Origin of the sequence: Rhodococcus sp. ARC_M6 (assembly GCF_022810305.1) — a bacterium.
Lineage (GTDB): Bacteria > Actinomycetota > Actinomycetes > Mycobacteriales > Mycobacteriaceae > Rhodococcus_F.
In genome coordinates this window covers 20755-42406 of the sequence record NZ_JALGQH010000038.1, presented here as the reverse complement: position 1 = coordinate 42406, position 21652 = coordinate 20755, and the positions used below count along the sequence as shown (strand labels likewise).

Sequence of the window (21652 nt, the reverse complement as noted above, 5' to 3'; positions counted from 1 at the left end):
GAGTTCTACCGCAGCATGCTTTCACCCAACCTCATCAGCAGTACCGTCGAGCCCCCGCACAACACACGAATAACCCAATACCGTCAGGACCTGAACGGCCTAAGGGGCCTCGCCATCGCTTTGGTGGTCGTCTTCCACGTGTGGTTCGGCAAAGTGTCCGGCGGAGTCGACGTCTTCTTGGTGCTGTCCGGCTATTTCTTTGTCGGTTCGCTGGTACGCCGGGCAGAGCGCAGTTCCCAACCGCCCCATCCCCTGCCCGTACTGCGCCGAGTCTTCGTGAGGCTGTTCCCGCCGATCGCGGCCGTTGCGCTACTGACGGCAATTGCCGGCCTGTTGCTTTTGCCGCGCACTCGATGGGCAGATCTCGCCGACCAACTGACAGCGGTACTGGGCTTCTTCCAGAACTGGCAGCTTGCACTCACCGCAAGTGACTATCTTGCCGCCGACGGTTCGGTATCACCTCTCCAGCATTTGTGGTCGATGGCCGTTCAAGGTCAGTTCTATCTGCTTGCCATCGCCGTAGTTCTCACTACTGCTTCAGTTGTTTCACGCACCAGGCCAGAACTTCTACGCGCCACTCTCACGCTTGTCTTCGCCGCATTTGCCGTCGGTTCGTTTTTCTACGCCATGGCGATGTCGTCACACGATCAAGCCTGGAACTACTACGATTCCGCGGCCCGCTTGTGGGAACCATCGGTGGGCGCTCTCGCTGCATTGATGCTTACGCGCTGGAACGTCACAAGGGTCGGGGCGTGGCCTCCGGTTCTGCGAACAATTCTCGGCACTGCCGGCCTCTTCTCCATCCTTCTGGGCGGATTCTTCCTCGATGGCGCACAACAATTCCCCGGCCCGTGGGCGCTGGTTCCCACGCTTGCTGCCATCGCACTGATCGTCAGCGGGGCTGGCAAGGGTGACAAACCTTGGACCGCAGCGGCTCTCGCGCAACCCGTCTTGGGCTGGCTGGGCTCGTTCGCCTTTGCACTGTATCTGGTCCATTGGCCGATCCTGATCTTCACCCTGGCCGTAACCGGGCGCCCCGAGGCAGGCTTCTTCAGCGGGGCATTGATCATCGCGGCATCGATTGCCGCAGCTTATGCACTGCGCCAGGCGGTCGAAGTGCCTATTGAACGCAATTATCGGGCGCGTCGACCGATCCTTCTCACGTCAGTGATCAGCGGGTTCCTCATCGTCGCCTCAATGTTCGGCTGGCAGTGGTACGTGGGAAGTCACAGCACGGGAGCGCGTGCAGCAGATACCCTCAACATCCAAAGTCACCCTGGTGCCCTCACTCTGACCGATGGTGCTAAAACTCCGCGCGCGTCCATGGTTCCGTCCATTTTTGATGCACCACTGGACCTTCCGGCCACCACCCTCGATGGATGCATCGCAGATTTCCAGCAGAGCGAGATCGTTACCTGCACGTACGGCGACGAGAATGCAAACCGCACTATCGCCTTGGTGGGCGGATCCCATTCCGAGCATTGGATCACCGCACTCGACGAACTGGGACAGAGCCACGGATTTCGTGTCGACACCTACTTGAAGATGGGGTGTCCCGTAACCGCCGGCGATGGACCGAGCGACTATCCGGATTGTGTCGACTGGTCGAACAGCGTCATCGACGAACTGGCAGCAACAACACCGCACTTCGTATTCACCACAGCCACCAGGCCCAGTCCGGACGGCCCGGGCGATGTGACGCCCGAAAGCTATGTCAACGTGTGGCGGGAACTGGAGCAGAACGGAACCCAGGTTCTTGCGATTCGTGACACACCCTGGCTGCACCACGACGGAGTGCCGTACCGGGCTGTGGACTGCCTGGCCACAGCTACGTCGTCGGATCATTGCGCACTTGCGCGGCCGGACATGCTCAGCGCCGTCAATCCCGCGTCGGCGGCAATTTCAGACCTCTCGAACGTGCGCCTACTGGACGTGAGCGATGGCGTCTGTGGCCCGGAACTGTGCCGCGTGGTCGAGGGAAATGTGTTGGTGTACCACGATTCCCATCACCTCACGGCAAGTTACGTCCGAACCTTGGTGCCGGAATTGGAACGGCAGTTGGGGTCGGCTACCGACTGGTGGTGAACCGGTTCAGCCCATCACGTCGTCGGCGCCCGGTATCAGTCTGTGCTCGAACGGCGGGTTCACCGTTCCCCACCGCAAGCAATCCCAGCCGCCGTCGGCGCGCGGAATCAGTTCGACACTTTCGGTGTTCGCCAGATGATTGTTGGCCGCAAACAGTCCGGGGATGCCCGAAAGCTGAGCGGCAACCAGCCGGATGGCGGCGCCGTGACTGACTACGACGATGTCGCCGTTGCCGGACGGATCGTCCAGGAACTCCTCGCGCAGCGAGTTAATCACGGGGACATACCGTTCCAGGACGTCATAGGCGGTCTCACCGCCGGGGATACGCTCCCCGAGGTTGCCGGTATGCCAATGATGAAAGGTCTCGACAAACAGACGGTGCGCCTCTTCGTCGGTGCGATCTTCGAGGTCGCCGGCTTGCACTTCATGCAGACCGTCACGCACGTCCAGCGAAACACCAGCCGCTTGTTCTACGGCTCCCGCTGTCTGCCTTGCCCGCAGCGCCAACGATGACACCAAAGCCAGTGGCGGCGTCGCAGCCAGGCCGACGCCCAGGGCTTCGGCCTGAGCCAACCCCGCCGGGGTCAACTTGGCACCGGGCAATGCAGTATCGAGACGCTTGGCGACATTGGCTTCCGTCTGGCCGTGCCGAACGAGGATGAGCCTGCCGGTCATCGCTCCCCCTCTCCGCGCTTGAGGTCTTCGATCCACGAAATAGCTTCTTCGTCCGAGGGAGGTTGCGGGCCTGTTGAATTCGCAGTTGCCCAGGATCCCAGGAAACGGACGCCGGACTTTCGATGCAAGGCACGCATCGCCTCGGCGACCAGCGAGTCCTCGACGTGCCCGACGCAGTCGACGAAGAATCGGTAGGTCCCCAGCTCTGTACGCATCGGCCGGGATTCGATTCGTGTCAGATCGATTCCGCGAGCGGCAAATTCGGAAAGTGCCGTAACCAGCGATCCGGGAGCGTTGTCGAGATGCAAGACCAACGCCGTGCGGTCGGCCCCGGTCCGGGCCGGCACGGGGGCAGCCTTGGTGACCAGAACGAAGCGCGTCACCGCGCCGCCCACGTCGGCGACGTTGTCGGCCAGACTGGCAAGATCGAGCATCCGGCCGGCCAGCGCGGTGGACACCCCAGCGTCGACGGTTCCGGCCTGTACGTCCAGGGCCGCACCGGCATTGGAGGACGCGAGCACGACCTCCGCGTTCGGGAGATTAGCTGCGATCCAACCTCGGACCTGGGCGCTCGCATGAGGGTAGGCGCCGATGGTGCGCACCTGATCTGCGGTGACACCGGGCCGAGTCAGGATCGAGAAGCTCACCTCGATCTCGGTCTCCGCGACAATCTGCAGGGGCGAACCCAGCGCGAGGGAATCGAGCGTCGGCGCGACTCCGCCCTCCACCGAATTCTCGAACGGTACGACGGCACCGTCCACAACACCGTCGCGAACCAGATCAAGCGTCGCCGGTGGACTGCCGGCGGGCACTCGTTCGACGGGTCCGTCGAACGTGCCCTCGGCCTCGAACTGGGCGAGCGCTATCTCCGTGAAGGTTCCCGACGGACCGAAATACGCGATTTTTGGCACGTCTCAAAGATTACGCACTCCGGTGCCACTGCTCAGCTCAAACCCGCCGCCCGAAGTGCATTTTCGACGGACTCCGGATCGGCAACTTCGATCGTGAGCAGAACTTCGCGCAATGCCGTCGCTGCTTCAGGGATCAAGCCGGCCAATTTTTCCGGCTTCGGATCGAGGATCGCCGCGCGGGCGTCGTCGCCGCGTAGAGCTGCCATGGTTCCGCACAGCAGGGCGATGACCTCGGCCGTATCCGCTGCTCGGGCTACAAATCCCACCGATTCGTGGGCCACTACCGCGAGGAAATCGGCGATCTCGGCCGGCGAGCGCCCCGACGCGAGACCCGGAATCCGTCCGCCGGCGCACAGGAGCGCCGCTGATTCGGCGGGGGACACAATCTCGTCGCCGCCGTCGACATACACCGCGAGCGGCGCGGACAAGTTCAAGGCGATGGCGTCGTCGATCTGCTCGGCGGTGCATTCCAGATCGAACCGAACAGCTTCAAGCTCGGCCGGCAGTTGCGCGGGATCGATGTCGAGAAGCACTACGACGCGTCCGACGGATTCGGCCTCGAACAGCGTCGACGCCGGTACGACGCGTGACGCGTCGAGCAGGAGTCCGTCGAGGAGTCCGCGGGATTGTTTCGGGGGCAACCCGAGAGTGAGAGGTATGGCCACCCCTCCACCGTAGTTCAGGTGGATTTTGCCGAAGTCTTGCGATTCACCTCACCACAGCTTAGGTTAGGTTTACCTCATCAACAGATGGGTTCCGGAGATTCACCCGCCGAGGGGGCAGCATGGAAACACGAACCAAAACCGGTCCGTCCACCGCCGAACGTGTGCGTAGCGCCTGCGTACGAGCACAGGACGCGGTTCTTGCGATCGAAGGCAGCGAGCCGACAGTCACGTCGGTGCACCACCTCCGGTCCAACGGCGACATCGTTGTTGCAGTGCCCGCGACGTCCACCGCCACGGCTCTGGCGTGGAGCGCCGGCAACGGCGGCCTGCCCGCAGTACTCGAACTCACCGACCACGCACCACTAGCTCTACGGGAACCCGTCCGCTCACTCGTCTGGTTGCGCGGCACGCTGCACGCCGTGCCCGACTACGAATCGCGAGTTCTCGCCGACGACGTCGCCTCCGAGCATCCGCACCCCGCGCTCCTCGACCTCGGCCACACGTCGGTTCTCCTTCGCCTCACTCTCGAGTCGGCGGTCGTCGCAGATTCCTCGGGCGCCGAACCCGTCGCCGTGGACGATCTTCTCGGCGCCCAGCCGGATCCGTTCTGCGAAATGGAAACAGCCTGGCTGCAGCACCTTGACGACGATCACAGCGACCTTGTGGACCTGCTCACACGAAAGCTGCCCGCGTACCTGCGCACCGGACGGGTACGTCCGCTGAGCGTCGATCGCTACGGACTGCGATTGCGCGTCGAAGACCACACGGGCGATCGCGATTTCGCGATGCCGTTCGCCCAACCCGTCGACGATGAAATCTCGTTGAGTCGCGCAATCCGCATCCTCGTCGGCTGCCCGTTCCTGAACGGTCTGCGCAACGGCTAGCGTTGCGCGGGTGAATGCCCGCGAAACTGTCCGCTCGTGGTTGGCTCCGCCCGCTCCTGCCGGGCCGACGCTCGATGCGTCGGCGCGCCGCGGTGTCTGGATCGAAATCACGATCGTCCTGCTGGTCACGTTCGGCCTCAGCGGTTTGTCCGGCATCTTGTCGCTTCTCGAATCTTTGGCGACGCCGGTGGCAATGTCCGATCAGACGGTGGCTCTCAATCCGTCGCGAGCGGCCATCGACTGGATCGACCTGGCACGCCAATTACTGAGCGTTGCAAGACTTTTCGCCTGGGCGGCCCTTGGCCTCTACTTACTGTGGCGCGCTGGAATCGGCCCCACCGCAGCGGGCCTCACGCCCAAACCGAAACTACGACGCGACATCGCCCCCGGTTTCGGACTGGCCGCACTGATCGGGCTTCCCGGCCTCGTCTTCTACCTCGTCGCACAAGCGCTGAACATCAATCTCACTGTTCAAGCGAGTGCACTCGACGACCACTGGTGGCGCGTCCCGATCCTGATTCTGTCGGCGATCGCGAACTCCAGCGCCGAGGAAGTTCTTGTTGTCGCGTATCTGATCAGCCGGTTGCGTGCCCTCGGCTGGAGCGAGAACTCCTCACTCCTCGCGTCGTCACTTCTGCGGGGCAGCTACCACCTGTACCAAGGTTTCGGCGGGGGTGTCGGCAACGTGATCATGGGCCTCGTTTTCGGCCGATACTGGCAGCGAACTGGTCGGCTGTGGCCGTTGATCATCGCGCACGCTCTCATCGACATGGTCGCGTTCATCGGCTACGCCCTACTGCGCGATCACGTGGGCTGGCTGCCGTGACCGGTACCGTGAACAGGTGACCGGCGACTCCGAAAATCCTCAGCGCCCGCCGCGGCCCGTCCCACCGAACCAGGGTCGGCCGCGTCAGGGCCCGCCTCCTCGTGGGCAGATGCCGCCCCGCGGTCAGGTGCCGCCGCGTCGGCCTGAACCAACGCAGGTCATCCGGCGTGACGGCCGCCCGCCCCAAAACCAAAACCGGCCACCTCAGAACACCCCACCCCAGAACCAAGCGTGGTCACAAGCCCCGGCTCAGCCGAACCGTAACGAGTGGGCTCCCACGCAGCAGCCACAGCAGTTTCGAGGGACACCTCCCCCGCAGCAACGTCGGCAGGCGCCCCCGCCGCCGCCGCGGAGAACTCCACCCAACCAGCCCCCGCCTCGTCCGCAACAAGCCCGTCCGCAACCACCCAAACCGCGTCGACGACGCCATTGGGGCCGACGCATCGGCATCACCGCATTGGTGTTGTTGCTGGCGTTTGTCGGAGCGATCTTCTACGTCGACAATTCGCTGAATCGGATCGACGCCCTGCCCGACTACTCGGGCCGAGTGGCAGATACTCCGGGAACCAACTGGTTGATCGTCGGTTCCGACAGTCGCGACGGCCTCACTCCGGAGCAGGAGCAAGAGCTCGCGACCGGCGGCGATACCGGGCCCAAGCGCACGGACACGATCATGTTGGTTCACGTCCCCAAGAGCGGGAAGACCACGATGGTCAGCATTCCGCGCGATTCGTACGTGCCGATTCCGGGTGAGGGTTCCAACAAGATCAATGCTGCATTTGCCTGGGGCGGTGCACCTTTGCTGGTGCAAACCGTCGAGCAGGCGACGGGTTTGCGGATCGACCATTACGCCGAGATCGGATTCAGCGGTTTCGCGGGCATCGTCGACGCTGTCGGCGGGGTCAACGTCTGTCTGCAATCTCCGATCGACGATCCGTTGGCCGGCATCAATTTGCCGGCCGGCTGTCAGGATCTGGCGGGCAAGGATGCGCTCGGATTCGTGCGTACCCGCGCCACTGCCATGGCCGATCTGGACCGGATGAACAATCAGCGCCAGTTCATGTCGGCGTTGTTGTCGAAGGCCACCAGTCCGACGACCTTCCTCAATCCGTTCAGGCTCTGGTCCCTCGTCACCGATGCGGCAAAATCATTGCAAGTCGACAAGAGCGATCACATCTGGAATCTGGCTTCACTGGCGTGGGCATTGCGCGGCGGAATGACAACAACGACGGTTCCCGTCGGCGGCTTCGATTACGTCGACGGTGCGGGCGATGTCCTGTTGTGGGACAAGACTCGTGCGTCCGCATTCTTCGATGCCCTTGCCAACGACCAGCAGATCCCGGCCGATCTGATCACAGTCGGCTGAGCCACGTAACTCCCGTGATCGGGCCTCCAACCAGTAACCTGATGGGATGACACAGGCGAAGAACTCGAGCGAATTCACCATCCTTCTGCGTGAGCAGATCCGCAACGAGTTCACGGCGTCGCAGCAGTACATCGCGGTTGCGGTGTACTTCGACTCGCATGATCTTCCGCAGATGGCGACGCGTTTCTACAGTCAGGCCGACGAAGAACGCGGCCACGCCATGATGATGATCCAGTACCTGCTGGACAATGACCTCGACGTCGATGTCCCCGGCATCGACGGGGTTGTCACCAAGTTCGAAAACGTCCGTGAGCCTGTCGAATTGGCGTTGAAGCAGGAAAAGACGGTCACCGAGCAGGTGACTCGTCTGGCTCGCACTGCCCGCGACACCGGAGACTACTTGGGCGAGCAGTTCATGCAGTGGTTCCTCAAGGAACAGGTCGAAGAAGTTGCCAGTATGACAACTCTGCTGTCCATCGTGGATCGGGCGGGAGACAATCTGTTCCATCTCGAAAACTTCGTTGCGCGTGAGATGAACAATCCGGTTGTCGCGGACGCTACGGCCCCGAAAATCGCGGGCGCCGGAGCCTGATTTATTAGGGGCGCTTTAGTTTGGAAACGCTTACCACAATAAGGCTGGACTTGGATGACATAGCCTCTGACCTGCCCTATTTTGGTATTCATGACTTCTGGCGATTCTCACACGACCAAATTCCATGCCCTGCTGCGAGACCAGATTCGTAACGAGTTCAACGCCTCGCACCAGTACATCGCGACGGCTGTTTATTTCGACAATGCCGATCTTCCCCAGCTTGCCAAGCACTTCTACAAGCAGGCTGTGGAAGAGCGCAATCACGCAATGATGATCGTGCAGTATTTCCTCGATCGCGACATCAATGTCGAACTCACGGGCGTCGACGCTGCCAAGTCCGATTTCAAGGATGTGCGCGAGCCGATTGCGCTTGCTGTCGTCCAAGAAAAGACCGTCACAGAGCAGATCGTTCAGCTTGCCAGCACCGCCCGTGAAGAGGGCGACTACCTGGGCGAGCAGTTCATGCAGTGGTTCCTCAAGGAGCAGGTCGAGGAAGTTGCCAGCATGTCGACGCTTCTCACCATCGCGGATCGTGCGGGTGCCAACCTGTTCGATCTCGAAGATTTTGTTTCCCGCGAGATGAGCACGGTCAGTGACACCACGGGCGCACCCGCTGTAGCCGGTGGATCCGTCTAACCCAGCGGTTCACTTCCCGCCAGCAGGATCGAGCTGATCAGTTCGGGGGCGTCTGTCATCGGAACATGCCCCAGCCCGGGCAAGATCATGAGTTTCGCTTGCGGGAAGGGCTTTTTCACGCGCTTCGCCTGGTAGACGGGCAAGATCAGATCGCGTCGACCCCACGCAACTGTCACTGGCACAGTGGGATCCACGATCGGGGGCAGCGTGAATTTCAGGTCGACACCGAGGTCCACCAGTTCGTTGGACACGAGCGAGCGGCAGTCGGCCAAAGCCGCCGCATAGTCGACGTGACTCGGGTGGGCAAAGAATGCGCCGAGAGCTGGATAACGAATCATCTTGTACCGCATTGCCTGTGGCATTCCGTCGCCCATGAGGCGGGCAGTTGCCCGGAGGCCGCGAAACATGTTGATGGCACGGACCTGATCCAGGTGATTGACAAAAAATCCGGCCGGCGAGAGCGCCGTTGCGGAAGCAACATCACCGCGCGCCGCGAGGGAGAGTGCGATCCATCCGCCGAGAGAGTTTCCGGCGACATGGGCGCGCTCTCCTTGCGGCGTGACCTCGGCAATAAACTCGCTGACGTCGTCGATCAACTGTCCCATGACGTCCGAACCGAGTTCGGGAAGCGGAGATTCACCGTGCCCGGGAAGGTCGACGGTGACGACGCGCCGATACGGCGTCAGCTGATCCAAAAGCGAATCCCACGCCTGGCGCCGATGGACTATGCCATGAACAAGAACAAGCGTGGGACCGCTACCGGAGATGTCGTGCGACAAGGTCATTCGAAAATTTTATACGTGACCTTGCGTAACGTCTAGAGAATCAGCGCAACGTGACCTGACGGCCACGCAGTCCGTCACGCGAACGCAGTTCGGCGGCCGTCAACGGCGCGTCGACAGCCAGTGCCTGAGCCAAGCGATCGCCGAATTCGACGGTTGCTGCCACCCACTCGTTGGCGTGCTTCTCGCGGTCCAGATCGAAGACCGGAACCAGCAGTCCGTGGGTACGGAAGGAGCCTGCGAAACGCGAGCCTTCACCCAGGTTCAGTCCACCGGCAGCGTGGATGCGGGCCAGTGCCAGCATCAGATCGTCTTCGCTCTCGGGGCGCACCCAGCGCAGGTGAGCCTTTTCTCCGGCGTCAACCCACCAGGCAGCAACAAGGCCGTCGCCTTCGAGGCGGGCCGACGGCATGATCGCAGCGTTTGCCTGCTCGACAGTCGCCTTGACCTGAGCGTCGGTTTCGGTTCCTTCAGGGATCCACCAGTTGAAGTCCTGGTAGACGGTGATGTCCAGGAGCGCCGTGGGATCAACGACGGCGGTGACGGCCGGGGTGTCCGTGCCGGGATCGGCAGCGGGGAGGGCGTCGCCGGGAGCAGCATCCTTGACCCAGGTTGCCGCAGCGGCGAGGTCTGCACCCAGATCATCGGAGTACGCCTGCACCTGCACGCCGACAAAGCCGGTCGCGGTGTCGCCTTCGTCGCGCACGAGCGCGGCAACTGCGCCCGGAAGCACTGTTGCGATGGTGATGGGACGGTCGGTTCCGATGACGGGCAGCGGAGCCGTAGCCGAAGGAACGAACTCACGCATCGCGACCAGGTCGCACTCGGCTGCGAGGCCTGCGAACGGGCGGCTCACCGTGCTGGTTGCTGCCTCACGCTCTGCCTGGCGGGCGGCGAGCTTCTCGGCGCGCCCACTGTCTACCTTCGGTCCACTGTTTCTTTTGCTCTTCTTAGCCACGAGGGCAAAATCTACACGCTACCTAGCCATTCTTTTGTCCGACCGGGGTGATTGGTGGCCACCCAGCTGACTCCGAGTTCGCGGCACAGGTCCACATCAGCTTTGCCGTCGACGGTCCAGCAGTACGTGGCACGTCCGGCGGCCGCAGCACGGTCCACCAGATCGGGGTGCTCTCGCAAGGATTTGATGGACGGTCCGATCGCGGTGGCGCCGACGGCCGTCGACGCTCCGCCTCCCAGGTACCGCGACGCGTCGCCGAGGAGAACCGTCGGCAGCAGCGGTGCCGCCCGGCGCACTCGCCACACCGCACTTGCCGAAAAAGACATCACGACAGCCCGGGAGTGATCGGCGGACGGCGGCGACGCAATTCCGAAACGGTGCAGCTCAGCAAGAAGTTTTGCTTCGACCAGTCCGCCGAATCGCACGGGATGCTTGGTCTCGATGAACAGTTTCACCGGACGCGAGAAGTCCAACGCCAAGGTGATGAGGTCTGCCAGCGTCAGAAGTTCAGCCGGTTCGCCGGTGGAACCGAAGTCCAGCTCGTTCAGGGAATCGAGAGTCATTTCGCTGACGATTCCGGTGCCACTGGACGTGCGGTCTACCTTGCGGTCGTGGACGCAGACGAGGTGACCGTCGCGGGTGAGCCGGACGTCGCATTCGAGCCCGTCAGCGCCTTCCTCGAGGGCGAGTTCGTACGCGGCGAGCGTGTGTTCCGGCCGGGCGGCCGACGCCCCGCGGTGGGCAACAACGAGCGGACCTCGACGATCAGGGCTCACAGCGCCGCAGTCTCTTTCTCTTTCGACTGTTCCAACACCGAGCGCGGTACCGGCACCCACCGGGTCGCAGATTCCGGTTCACCGCGCCAATCCTTGTGCTCGATACGCCTGACCACCAGAAGTGTCAGAGCGGCAGTGAGCGCGGCGATCAATGCAATGAAGGCTGACAGGAGTACACCGTCGGCCATTGCCTGCAGCCCCGGCCGCGAGCGCCAGTACGCATTAACGACCAGCAGGAGGCCACTGAACGCCCAGAACCCCCACCAGATCTTGACCAGCCTGACCCCACGAGGATCTCGGCGAACGAGTTCCAGCAGATACATCGCCGGCATCACGAGGTTGAGCACGGGCAGCGCGCAGCCGAGGATGATCTCGCCGCGCGAGCGTGGGTCCGTGCGTTTTTCACGGGCGTACTGCTCTCGGCGTTGGCGTAGCAACCAGCACACCGCCGCGACGGCAGCGAGAACAGCGCAGAGCAGTCCGCCGAGTTGTGTGAAGTACACAGCCGCATCGGACACCGTCAACAGCACTTGGGGGATCAGACGGGTCTGGTTGCGAACCAGGATTGCGTATCGGCCGATCTCCGCAAATACGGCCAGACCGTACAGAACTGTGGCAATCGTGAGCAGTGAGCCGAGGCGATCGGCCATTCGTTCAGCCCGTGACTGAAAGGCCGGCGTGGTGTCGACGACATCTGTGAGTCCCCATTGCGGGACGGCGTCGTAGTGGGGCGTCGACAAGTTCTGACGCGGGGGGCGTGGATCACCGACACCGCGCGGCGCGTTGGGCGTGCGCGCAATCCATCGGAAGCCTCGACGGCTGGGCGGGAGATAGGCGTCGGAGCGAACCGGGACGAGCAGGACGCCGCTGCAGCGCGGGCACCATTGCGCGGGCGGTCCGATGACGGGCCATCGTGCGGCGCACCGTGCGCAGACCTGGATCTGGTTCACGAGTTCGATTCTGTCACGCCGTATCGGTAACGGCAGCAAATGGTTTCGTGATGTTCTGTGACCGAATTTCCGTTATCGACGCCCAGATTGTTCCAATAATGTGACCTGCGCCACCGTAAAACTCGAGTTATCCACATTATCCACAGGTTCATCCACAGCTTGGGATGAATCTCGAGACCTTTATCCACAGGTCAGAGCTAGGCGAACGGGAGGTTACTGACAGGTGTTAGCGAACCATGCACAGGCTCGAGGATGAATTTGACAAACGTTCAAATTCCGTGTGGATTTGCGCCCGATGAGACCCGCACAGATCACGTCTGAAGCCACTTCACGGTTCGTTCTACCGTCGGCGCTCACGCTGATCGTTGTTGCGCTCGGTGTGCGGGCGTGGGTCGCGTCGCAGAACTACTTCTACTGGGACGATCTCATTCTGATCGGCCGGGGAGCACGATTCCCACTCTTCTCGAGTGAGCTACTGCTCTACGACCATGACGGACATTTCATGCCCGCCGCATTTTTTGTCACCGGACTCGTCACGCGTATCGCCCCCTATCACTGGGCACTGCCCGCCGCGCTGCTGATTCTCGGACAGGCGCTGGCATCACTCGCGTTGTTGCGCACGCTCCGATTGGTACTCGGATGGCGCCCCGCACTGTTGATTCCACTCGTCTTGTACCTGTTCATTCCGCTCACCCTGCCGGCCTTCGCGTGGTGGTCCGCAGCGCTCAATGCGATTCCGCTGCAGATCGCTCTCGCATGGGTGTGCGGTGACGCCATCCAACTCGTACGGACGGGCCGCCGACGCTATGCCGTCTCGGGTACGGCCGTTTTTGTCGTGTCGCTGCTGTTCTTCGAGAAATCGGTGCTCGTACCGTTTGTCGCTCTGGCGTTCGTGATTCTGTACTTGCGCACCCAATCCGAGGAATCCCCGATTCGCAGCGCCTTGAACAAGGCCAAGGCCCTGTGGATACCGAGCGCGGTTGTCCTTGCCGTATGGATTCCGGTGTACCTGATCGCCGTCGAATCTCCGGTCACCGGTAACGGCCGCAGCATGTCCGCCGCGCTTCTCCACCATGGCACCTCACTCGGGACGCTCCCGACGTTGCTGGGCGGGCCGTGGCAGTGGGAGCGGTGGATTCCGGGGCCGGCGTGGGCTGATCCCCCCACTTTTCTGGTGATTCTCGCGTGGGTCGCAGTGGCGGCGGTCTTCGTGTGGACCGTGCGCTCGCGCCGGGGCGCTGCCTGGATCTGGACCTGCGCCACAGCATATTTCCTGGCTTCGGTTGTTGCGATGACAGCTACTCGCACCGCCGAAGGCACCACGTACGAATTGGCACAGACGTTGCGGTACTTCACGGATTCGGCGACGGTATTCGCCCTCGCGATCGCCCTGTATCTCGCAATCCCACAACGCCCAATGCGCGTGACCGCAAGGGCAGCAACCATTGCGTTTTCAGTTCTGTTCATTGCCAGTTCCCTGTTCTCGACCGCAACCTTCGTCAATATCTGGCGTGAAAGCCCGACGCGTGTCTACATCGACAACGCACGTGTTTCGTTGGCGGACAACACCGATGCGCCGCTACTGGATCAACCGGTCTCGATCTGGGTTCTGCTTCCCATCGCGTATCCCAACAACATGGCAAGCAATCTCCTTGCGCCACTGCCGGATCGACCCGAATTTTCATCCAGCACACCAATTCTCCGGGTGATCGACGACAGCGGACGCGTCGTCGACGCCGAGGTGACCTTCACTCGCAGGATCCCCGAAGGCACGGATCCGCAGTGCGGAACGCGCGTCGAGCAGCCCACCGAATTGCCACTCGACGGACCGTTGACCGGCTGGGGATGGACTGTCCGGCTCAATTACCTTGCGAGCGCCGACGGAACGATCGACGTGTCCTTGACCACCGGCGATGCCGTCTCCGTTCCCGTGAAGCAGGGCTTGCATTCGACATTCGTGCAGGTTGTCGGCAACGGAACGACGGTCAAGGTCGTCCCGAGGACGCCCGGGTTGTCACTCTGTTTTGCCGCTGGACAGGTCGGCGTCGTCGTTCCCGTGACAAAATAGGGCGCATGGACCTGCGCATATTCACCGAACCCCAACAAGGTGCAACCTACGAACAACTTCTTACAGTCGCCCAGAGCGCCGAGCGACTCGGGTACGGAGCGTTTTTCCGTTCCGACCACTACCTGGCAATGAATTCCGACGGCCTCCCCGGACCGACCGACGCGTGGATCACTCTCGCCGGCATCGCCCGCGAGACGTCGACGATCAGGCTCGGCACCTTGGTCACGTCGGCCACGTTCCGTCATGCCGGCCCGCTCGCCATCTCCGTCGCTCAGGTGGACGAGATGAGCGGTGGCCGCGTCGACCTCGGCATCGGCGCGGGCTGGTACGAGGAAGAGCATCAGGCGTACGGCATCCCGTTCCCTTCGCTGCGCGATCGTTTCGAACTCCTCGAGGAAACCCTCGACGTGGTGACCGGATTGTGGCGCACGCCCATCGGTGACACATTCGATTACGACGGTAAGCACGTACAGATCAAGAACTCTCCGGCACTACCGAAGCCACGCCAAGCGGGTGGCCCACCCATTCTGATCGGCGGCACCGGCAAGAAGAAGACGCCGGCTTTGGCGGCTCGATTCGCGAATGAGTTCAATATTCCGTTCATGTCTCTCGACGGGACAAAAGAGGTGTTTGCGCGCGTCCGTCAGGCTTGTGTCGATATCGAACGCGATCCCGATGAACTGGTGTATTCCAACGCTCTTGTTCTGTGCTGTGGCCGCAACGAGGCAGAAATTGCCAAACGCGCCGCTGCTATCGGACGGGACGTCGGCGAGTTGCGTGAAAACGGTTTGGCGGGAACGCCGTCCGAGTTGGTAGACAAGCTCGGCACTTTTGCCGAAGCCGGTTCAGAGCGCGTGTACCTGCAGACTCTGGATCTCAGCGATCTTGATCATCTCGAACTGGTGGCCGCCGAGGTCATGCCGCACGTCGCCTGACAGAGGCGATCGGGGCCGGTGTCTACAGTGCGTTCTCGTCGAGGAACGTACGAAGATCCCGGTCCCATTGCGCCACCCGTATGCGGTCCAACCACACTCGTACAAGCATGAAACCGATGGTCAGCAGTGCCATCGCACTGAGCCAGGTGAATATCCCCGTCACGACAGCAGCGACATCGACCGCAGTCTGGGTCAGCGGCGCAATAGTTTTGTCGCCGTTGTCATCGACGTAGATGTCAACGAGTGAACCGGCGGGAGTGGACGAGTCGACGGTAACGTCGCCGCGGTGGACACTGCCGTTCCAGTTCCACTGCGCCGGCGCATTTTCTACAGCAGACGGTACGTAATCAGCAGTGACCACGTCTGATGCCGCCGAGTCGCCCGTCGTTGTGGCAGTAACGGCGTGGATGTGAACTGCTTGCTCGGCGAGCAGCGCATTCTGGCTGGCCCCCGTTGCACTACCCGCCCAGATAGCGAGCGGGAGCAGCAGGATTGCAAAAATGATCAGACCGAAGGACATGAATCCTTCGATGCGGTCACTTCGCCTGACCATCGGATCGTGACCCACATGAATGGTGCGTCGGAGCAGCGACGCCGTTGCTCGCGTACTACCGGACATGATTGCTCAGTTCTCTCGACGACACACTCTGGTATCGAGATTCCCTTTGTTTCGACCTAGTTGCAAGTATTAACGATCTAAATCACATGTGTCCTCCGGCACCGGCTATTTCTGAGGTGGAAGAATATCGGTCTGCGCTGGAACCTGATCCTGTCGCAGAAGTCCGACGGGGCAACTGACGCCGGTGGCATGTACGGGGCAATATCCGCCGGGGTTTTTTGCAAGATATTGCTGGTGATAGTCCTCGGCGTAGAAGAATTCACCCAGCGGGCCTATTTCGGTCGTAATCGCGCCATATCCGGCGTCCTTCAAGCGTTCACCGAAAGCGACGGCCGACGCGTGCGCAATCTTTTCCTGCTGCTCCGACGTCGTGAAGAGCGCGGATCGGTATTGCGAGCCCTGGTCGTTGCCCTGACGCATTCCCTGCGTCGGATCGTGGTTCTCCCAGAAATGGGCCAGAATCTGCTCGTACGAGATGACTGCCGGATCAAAAACCACCAGCACTACTTCGGTGTGTCCGGTTCGCCCGGAGCAGGTTTCCTCGTACGTGGGATTGGGGGTGAATCCACCCGCATAACCGGCGGCGGTGCTGTAGACGCCCGGTAGCTGCCAGAACTCCTTCTCCGCGCCCCAGAAACACCCCATACCGACGACGACGGACTGCATGCCTTCCGGAAACGGCGGTACGAGCGGATGCCCGTTGACGTAGTGGGCGGCCGGCACCGGCATCGCCGTCTCACGCCCGGGTAGTGCGTCCTCCGGGCTGATCAGTGTGGATTTTGCGGACGCTCGCCCGAGGATGTCGTCGTACCAGCTCATTCTTGGATTCTACGCGTGATCGGTTCTCTCGCCACGCTGTCACAGCTCGGGCTCCCGGCAGTTCCACCCATCGGTATCCGAATTCGGCGACAACACCGGTGACAACGAGGAAGAGGCCGACCGCGAGCGTCGGACCCACCGTGGGGGCAGTGTTCTCGACGACGCGATACAAAATCAACGTGTGGACGAGGTAGATGAGGTAACTACGCGTCGCCAGCCATTTCACGGCAGCCCAGCGCGTCGGGGCGCCGTCGTAGCGGCCGATGAGGACAACGGCGGCGGCCACCACGGTGATAGTCCACAGGTAATGCTCGCCCGCCCAGTAGACGCGGAACTCGGTGGCCACGAGAATCACCTGAATCTGCGCCAGAACCGCGACGATCAGCCACCGGCCCGGCGCCAACCGCGCCCACGCGAGGTACATGATCTGGCCGAGGAACACCGCCGGTAGTGTCGCGGCGATCTTCGACAGCATCGGGATCGTGTACGGCATCGGTGCGTAGATGTTGTACAGCAGAACCAGCGAACACAGCGCGGCTCCGCCGAGCGGCATGATGATCGGCCGCATCCGCAGAATCGGCCGAGCCGCAACACAGGCGAGGTAGAAGAGAAATTGGACGGTTAACGTCCAGGTCACGCCCAGTACGGCCACTTCGGGTTTGAGAAAGAATCCGCCGAGAAAGAAGCTCATCAGCGCTTCGGTATTGGAAATTCCGTCCTGTCCGCTGAACATCCCGTTGATGCCGAGGCGGACCAGCAGAATGGCGATCGCGATGGCAACCCAGAAAGCGGGTAGGAGTCGACTCAGTCTGTTGGTCAGAAACTTTCCGGGGCGATCGCGGATCGCGGATCGTGTCACCAGAGCACCGGTCAACATCATGAACGTGGCGACGCCGACAAACGACAGGTGCTGATTGAGCTGGGCCGGTTCGATCAAAGCGCCGTAGACGACGTCGATCAGCCACCAGCCGGACCCGAGGTCGTCGATGACGTAGAACGAGATGTGGGAGTAGATAACGGCCGCCACAGCGAGTGCGCGCAGCAGGTCAGCGCCCGGAAGATTCACCCGAGGCGGGGGCGCCTCCGATGACTCCGGGAGAAAAACTGGTGCAGGCATCGAGCAAGTTTAAGGTTCCGTTCACCGGTTAGACGAATTTCCGCGTGTCGGATTGCTGCAGATCACACAGTTTTCGTTTACCCGAACTTTATTTTAAGGTGAACACTACCTGCGCTGAACTGTTGCAGACCGTGTACGAATGTTATTGGGTGGATACCCGAAGAATGATCCATCCGCATTCGCGAAAGAAGCCGGGCTCACAAGCCCACAAAGAAGGGACCCTCGTGTCTGTTTACACGCTGCCGGAACTCCCCTACGACTATGCAGCCCTCGAGCCGCACATCTCGGGCAAGATCATGGAGCTGCACCACGACAAGCACCACGCGGCTTACGTCGCCGGCGCCAACGCTGCACTCGAGAAGCTGGCCGAGGCTCGTGAGAACGACACCATCGCCGCGCAGGCCAACCTGCTCGAGAAGAACCTGGCGTTCCACCTCGGTGGCCACACCAACCACACCGTTTTCTGGAACAACCTCAGCGCTGACGGTGGCGACAAGCCCGAAGGCGAACTCGCCGCAGCGATCGCGGACAACTTCGGTTCGTTCGATCTCTTCCGCGCTCACTTCTCCGCTAACGCCAACGCCATCCAGGGCTCCGGCTGGTCCATCCTCGCGTGGGATTCCATCGGCGCACGCCTCGTCATCGTCCAGCTCTACGATCAGCAGGGCAACATCTCCATGGGCCTCACACCTCTGCTGATGCTGGACATGTGGGAGCACGCTTTCTACCTCGACTACCAGAACGTCAAGGGCGACTATGTCAAGGCATTCTGGAACATCGTGAACTGGAACGACGTCACGGCACGCTTCGAGCGCGCTCGTACCCAGACCGCAGGTCTGATCGTCTAATCACGATCTTCATGCTCTAGTTCGTCCTGCTTTACGCGGCGGCGCTCCTGAACCAGGGGCGCCGCTGTTTGTATCAGTAGTGCGCCGCCCAGGAGTGCAGTCATGGTGCCGAAGATCAAAGCGATTGTGCGGGAATCCGTTCCACCGGTTGCCGTTGCCGTCTGATTGACCGCCACCGGATCCGACAGGACCGACGTCAGTTTGATCTGCTGCGGAGTTGTCATTGCCGGCAACCCGGCCTTTGCGGTGTCGAGTCCGGTCACCAACGAAGTGGCAACACTTTTCAGCGTCCCGAAGCCCTGCGTGATCTGATCCGTCACGCCGGCGAGCATCTGCGGCGCCTGATCCGCGATCGGGATCAGTCCGTCGTTCAATTGCCCGGCAGCACTGCTCAATTGGTCGCTGGCGCCCTGCAATTGGCCGACGGCATTGCGAACCAGATCACCCAGCGCCGTATCCGGCCCGACCGATCCACCCAACATGCCCGGGACAGCACTCAATTGCGCATTGAGCGCACCGAGATCCGCACTCACACCTGCGAGTTGCGTCGCAACGTCGGGCGGAACCGGCAGCCCGTTCAATGCATTCTGCAACGAGTCGATACGAGCCTTCAGATCTGCGGTCGACGACGTCGCCTCCCCCAAGGTCATGCCGAGCGAGTCTGCGCGCGTAGCCAATTCCTCCGCTGCGCCCGACGCCTCATTCACCACCCCGGAGACTTGACTGGCAACACTACTGAGCTCCAATGCTCCCGATCGCGCCGTTTCCAAGTACGGCAGCAACGTGTCTGCACTGGCCTTGACCTGGTCGATCGACTTCTCGGCCCCACTTGTTCCGGCCACCAACATCTGTGCGGTGGTCAGGTTTTGATCGAATGCGCGGCGCGCTGCCGACGTCTGTGCCATCAGCCCTTTGATGCCGTCCGCCCCGACCTGGGTGGATACCGCACGTGAAAGTTCAGCCGATTTCGCACTGTCCGATCCCTGAACTTCGAGATCGACGCTCGCCTGCCTCGGATCGGCGCCGAACATCGAGGCCACCGACTCGCTGAAGTCTTCCGGCACAGTCAATGTCGCAAAGTAGTTACCACCGGGACCGTCCACGACCTGGAAGTCGAAATCTTCGCTCTTGCCCAATGTTTCGACCAGTGTGTCACCGGCACGCAGTTCTTTGCCGTCGAGCTTGGTTCCGGCGTCGGCATTCACGATCGCGACTGTCCGCGAACTGTTCTCGCCGCCGGTGAACCACACCCAACCGGTTCCGGCGACGGCACCCAACACCACAGCAGCCAACCCGCCCACGGCCAGTCTCCGTCCCATCGACGACGGCTGGCTGTGTGCGGGTTCAGTGCTGTGCTCGGCGCTCATGGCCGAGACGGTAGATGCACAACTTGTAGAAATACTGAGAGAGCTACGGGGGATCCTTCTCGAGACTTGCCGGAAGGCCTTCCTTGTCGCTCTCCTCGGGGAGTTCCTCGGGAACTTCCTTGGGAACTTCCTTGGGACCGCTGATCAAGATGTCGGCCCATCGTGTTGCCGGGTCGATGTCGAGCAGCACCGCCTTGACCAGCAGCGACAATGGTATGGCCAGGAGCGCGCCCAATGCGCCCAGCACCCAAGACCAGAAGACCAACGACAGGAACGTCATAGTCACGGAGATTCCGACGGCGTCACCGACAAATTTGGGTTGGATGATGGATTGGATGACGAAGTTGATGACGGAGTAGACGACGATCACCCACAACATCAGCCAGGGACCGCCTTGGAGCAGTCCGAGCAGCGCCGGCGGAATGACCCCGATGACAAACCCGATGTTGGGAATGTAGTTGGTGATGAACGAGAGCAGCGCCCACAGGACAGGTAGCGGGATCCCCATCAACCACAGTGCCCCGCCGTCCAGTACCGCGACGACGAGCCCGAAGACCGTGGATACCACCAGGTATTTGCGAGTTCCCGACGCGAAAGTAGAAAGAGCGTAGGAGATTTCGGGTCGTACCTCGGCCAGTATGCCCAACCGGGAGCGAATGCTCATACCGTCGAAGGCCATGAAGAGCAGCAGCGCAAGAATGAACACGAGGTCGGAGAGCACACCGAGCAAGCTCTGCAGTGCGGTCTCGACAACTGTCAGGACCTTGGTGAGATCAACACTGCTGACTGTGTTTTGGATCTGCTGCGTATCAACTCCGAAGTCGGCCAGACTGGTTCGACCTTGGTTCAGCAACTCGCCCATCTTGTCGGAGTACTCGGGCAAAATTGTCGCCAACTGAGCCGTCGAGACGACCAACGACGCAACCAGTCCGATCAGGATCAGATACACCGTGACCAAGGCCCCGAGCATGCCGATCCATTTGGGCCAGCCGCGCTTCTGCGCCCAATCTTGTATCGGCTGAACGGCGATGGTCAGCATCAATGCCAGAAATACCGGGCCCAGAATTCCACTGAAAGACTTCATTCCGGCTACGGCAACAACGGTCGCAGCTGCGCCGAGGAGCACGATCAGGCCGCGAGGAATCGACCAATGGCCACTGTCGGAAACAGTCGGAACGAGGACGGGGTCGGCCGGGCGCTTAGAGAACACCGGCTTCCTTTGCCCGGCTCCGAATCTGGACTGCGCCCACGATCAAGAAGATGCCGAACAATATCGCGTACCAGCCCACCAGCCAGATCAATCCGAGAATGCCTTCCCCCGGCACGATCAGGAGGATGATTCCCAGGATCACGGCGAGCACCGAGGCAGCCATCAGCCATCCCCAGCTTGAACCTGGCAGTCCCTTGAGTTTGAAAGCTCCTACTACACCCACTATTCCGAAAAGAATGGCATAGAACGCGATGATGTACAGGAGAACCAGGGCCGTGATCCCCGGCCAGACCAACGCGACAACACCGGCTCCCACCGAGACGACACCGCTGAATACCCACCATCCCCAGGAACTGAGATGGGTCCGGTCACGGACCGCCCTGATGACGGTGACCAGTCCGTCGATGATGGAGTAAATACCGAACAGGTAGACCAAGGCCACGACCGTGATTCCCGGCCATACCAACGCCATGACTCCGAAAACGATCCCGAAGATTCCGCGGATCAGGATCATCCACCAGATCTCTTTGCCGTACACGAGGAACGGGCTCTGTGTGACCATC

The 21652-nt window shown here is 61.5% G+C and carries 22 protein-coding genes; 9 read left to right on the top strand and 13 right to left on the bottom strand.

All coding sequences use genetic code 11. From position 1 onward, the window contains the following. The first annotated feature begins 15 nt into the window (after nt 1–15). Nucleotides 16–2085 carry an acyltransferase family protein gene (locus MTX36_RS26460; protein WP_243622643.1) on the top strand — a complete coding sequence of 690 codons (2070 nt, stop codon included), beginning with the start codon at nt 16–18 and terminating at the stop codon, nt 2083–2085. 6 nt (nt 2086–2091) lie between these two features. Here MTX36_RS26460 and MTX36_RS26455 read toward each other — a convergent pair whose 3' ends face one another. From MTX36_RS26455 to MTX36_RS26445, 3 genes are read right to left on the bottom strand one after another with little or no spacing between them, the layout of a single operon-like run. Then, nucleotides 2092–2760 carry a histidine phosphatase family protein gene (locus tag MTX36_RS26455; RefSeq protein ID WP_243622642.1) on the bottom strand — a complete coding sequence of 223 codons (669 nt, stop codon included), beginning with the start codon at nt 2758–2760 and terminating at the stop codon, nt 2092–2094. After that, complete coding sequence (gene pheA, locus MTX36_RS26450) at nt 2757–3671, bottom strand: prephenate dehydratase (protein ID WP_243622641.1); 915 nt, start codon at nt 3669–3671, stop codon at nt 2757–2759. Before pheA ends, MTX36_RS26455 begins: the two co-directional genes overlap by 4 nt. A 32-nt stretch (nt 3672–3703) precedes the next feature. Next, complete coding sequence (locus MTX36_RS26445; RefSeq protein WP_243622640.1) at nt 3704–4336, bottom strand: hypothetical protein; 633 nt, start codon at nt 4334–4336, stop codon at nt 3704–3706. 119 nt (nt 4337–4455) lie between these two features. Here MTX36_RS26445 and MTX36_RS26440 point away from each other — a divergent pair, with 119 nt between their 5' ends. The 5 genes from MTX36_RS26440 (at nt 4456) to MTX36_RS26420 (ending at nt 8640) form a co-directional block, all read left to right on the top strand. Next, complete coding sequence (locus tag MTX36_RS26440) at nt 4456–5220, top strand: DUF2470 domain-containing protein (RefSeq protein WP_243622639.1); 765 nt, start codon at nt 4456–4458, stop codon at nt 5218–5220. Nucleotides 5221–5230: 10 nt separating this feature from the next. Then, the gene (locus tag MTX36_RS26435; RefSeq protein WP_243622638.1) at nt 5231–6046 is read left to right on the top strand and encodes a CPBP family intramembrane glutamic endopeptidase; all 816 of its coding nucleotides are present in this window, start codon (nt 5231–5233) and stop codon (nt 6044–6046) included. A 109-nt stretch (nt 6047–6155) separates the two neighbouring features. Next, on the top strand, nt 6156–7412 hold the full coding sequence (locus tag MTX36_RS26430; RefSeq protein ID WP_243622649.1) for an LCP family protein: 1257 nt from the start codon (nt 6156–6158) through the stop codon (nt 7410–7412). A gap of 46 nt (nt 7413–7458) precedes the next feature. Then, nucleotides 7459–8004: a ferritin gene (locus tag MTX36_RS26425; RefSeq protein WP_243622637.1), complete on the top strand. Its 546-nt coding sequence runs from the start codon at nt 7459–7461 to the stop codon at nt 8002–8004. A gap of 90 nt (nt 8005–8094) precedes the next feature. Then, entirely contained in the window at nt 8095–8640 is a 546-nt protein-coding gene (locus MTX36_RS26420; RefSeq protein ID WP_243622636.1) for a ferritin, read from the top strand. On the opposite strand, the gene MTX36_RS26415 is transcribed toward MTX36_RS26420, so the two are convergent. From MTX36_RS26415 to MTX36_RS26400, 4 genes are read right to left on the bottom strand one after another with little or no spacing between them, the layout of a single operon-like run. After that, nucleotides 8637–9425 carry an alpha/beta fold hydrolase gene (locus tag MTX36_RS26415; protein ID WP_243622635.1) on the bottom strand — a complete coding sequence of 263 codons (789 nt, stop codon included), beginning with the start codon at nt 9423–9425 and terminating at the stop codon, nt 8637–8639. The genes MTX36_RS26420 and MTX36_RS26415 overlap by 4 nt on opposite strands. A 40-nt stretch (nt 9426–9465) precedes the next feature. Beyond that, the gene (locus MTX36_RS26410; protein ID WP_243622634.1) at nt 9466–10380 is read right to left on the bottom strand and encodes a DUF5926 family protein; all 915 of its coding nucleotides are present in this window, start codon (nt 10378–10380) and stop codon (nt 9466–9468) included. Between the two features lie 11 nt (nt 10381–10391). After that, nucleotides 10392–11156: a glycerophosphodiester phosphodiesterase gene (locus tag MTX36_RS26405; protein WP_094270696.1), complete on the bottom strand. Its 765-nt coding sequence runs from the start codon at nt 11154–11156 to the stop codon at nt 10392–10394. After that, nucleotides 11153–12106, bottom strand: a complete 954-nt coding sequence (locus tag MTX36_RS26400; protein ID WP_243622633.1) for a DUF4328 domain-containing protein — start codon at nt 12104–12106, stop codon at nt 11153–11155. The genes MTX36_RS26405 and MTX36_RS26400 overlap by 4 nt, the downstream gene beginning before the upstream one ends. Nucleotides 12107–12401: 295 nt before the next feature. Here MTX36_RS26400 and MTX36_RS26395 point away from each other — a divergent pair, with 295 nt between their 5' ends. Together MTX36_RS26395 and MTX36_RS26390 are read left to right on the top strand one after the other, a co-directional pair. Continuing rightward, the gene (locus MTX36_RS26395; RefSeq protein ID WP_243622632.1) at nt 12402–14174 is read left to right on the top strand and encodes a hypothetical protein; all 1773 of its coding nucleotides are present in this window, start codon (nt 12402–12404) and stop codon (nt 14172–14174) included. Between the two features lie 5 nt (nt 14175–14179). Beyond that, nucleotides 14180–15109, top strand: a complete 930-nt coding sequence (locus tag MTX36_RS26390) for an LLM class F420-dependent oxidoreductase (protein ID WP_243622631.1) — start codon at nt 14180–14182, stop codon at nt 15107–15109. 22 nt (nt 15110–15131) lie between these two features. Here MTX36_RS26390 and MTX36_RS26385 read toward each other — a convergent pair whose 3' ends face one another. From MTX36_RS26385 to MTX36_RS26375, 3 genes are all read right to left on the bottom strand, one after another. Further along, the gene (locus tag MTX36_RS26385) at nt 15132–15728 is read right to left on the bottom strand and encodes a hypothetical protein (RefSeq protein ID WP_243622630.1); all 597 of its coding nucleotides are present in this window, start codon (nt 15726–15728) and stop codon (nt 15132–15134) included. Between the two features lie 105 nt (nt 15729–15833). Further along, on the bottom strand, nt 15834–16547 hold the full coding sequence (gene msrA / locus MTX36_RS26380; RefSeq protein ID WP_243622629.1) for a peptide-methionine (S)-S-oxide reductase MsrA: 714 nt from the start codon (nt 16545–16547) through the stop codon (nt 15834–15836). Beyond that, nucleotides 16465–17664, bottom strand: coding sequence for an acyltransferase (locus MTX36_RS26375; RefSeq protein ID WP_243622628.1), 1200 nt, complete (start codon nt 17662–17664; stop codon nt 16465–16467). The genes msrA and MTX36_RS26375 overlap by 83 nt, the downstream gene beginning before the upstream one ends. Nucleotides 17665–17888: 224 nt before the next feature. Here MTX36_RS26375 and MTX36_RS26370 point away from each other — a divergent pair, with 224 nt between their 5' ends. Beyond that, complete coding sequence (locus tag MTX36_RS26370) at nt 17889–18512, top strand: superoxide dismutase (RefSeq protein WP_094274690.1); 624 nt, start codon at nt 17889–17891, stop codon at nt 18510–18512. Here the strand turns inward: MTX36_RS26370 and MTX36_RS26365 are convergent. From MTX36_RS26365 to MTX36_RS26355, 3 genes are read right to left on the bottom strand one after another with little or no spacing between them, the layout of a single operon-like run. After that, on the bottom strand, nt 18509–19879 hold the full coding sequence (locus tag MTX36_RS26365; protein WP_243622627.1) for a hypothetical protein: 1371 nt from the start codon (nt 19877–19879) through the stop codon (nt 18509–18511). The genes MTX36_RS26370 and MTX36_RS26365 overlap by 4 nt on opposite strands. Before the next feature lie 43 nt (nt 19880–19922). Next, the gene (locus MTX36_RS26360) at nt 19923–21089 is read right to left on the bottom strand and encodes an AI-2E family transporter (RefSeq protein WP_243622626.1); all 1167 of its coding nucleotides are present in this window, start codon (nt 21087–21089) and stop codon (nt 19923–19925) included. Next, nucleotides 21079–21651, bottom strand: a complete 573-nt coding sequence (locus MTX36_RS26355; RefSeq protein WP_243622625.1) for an HdeD family acid-resistance protein — start codon at nt 21649–21651, stop codon at nt 21079–21081. Before MTX36_RS26355 ends, MTX36_RS26360 begins: the two co-directional genes overlap by 11 nt. Between the last annotated feature and the right edge of the window lies 1 nt (nt 21652).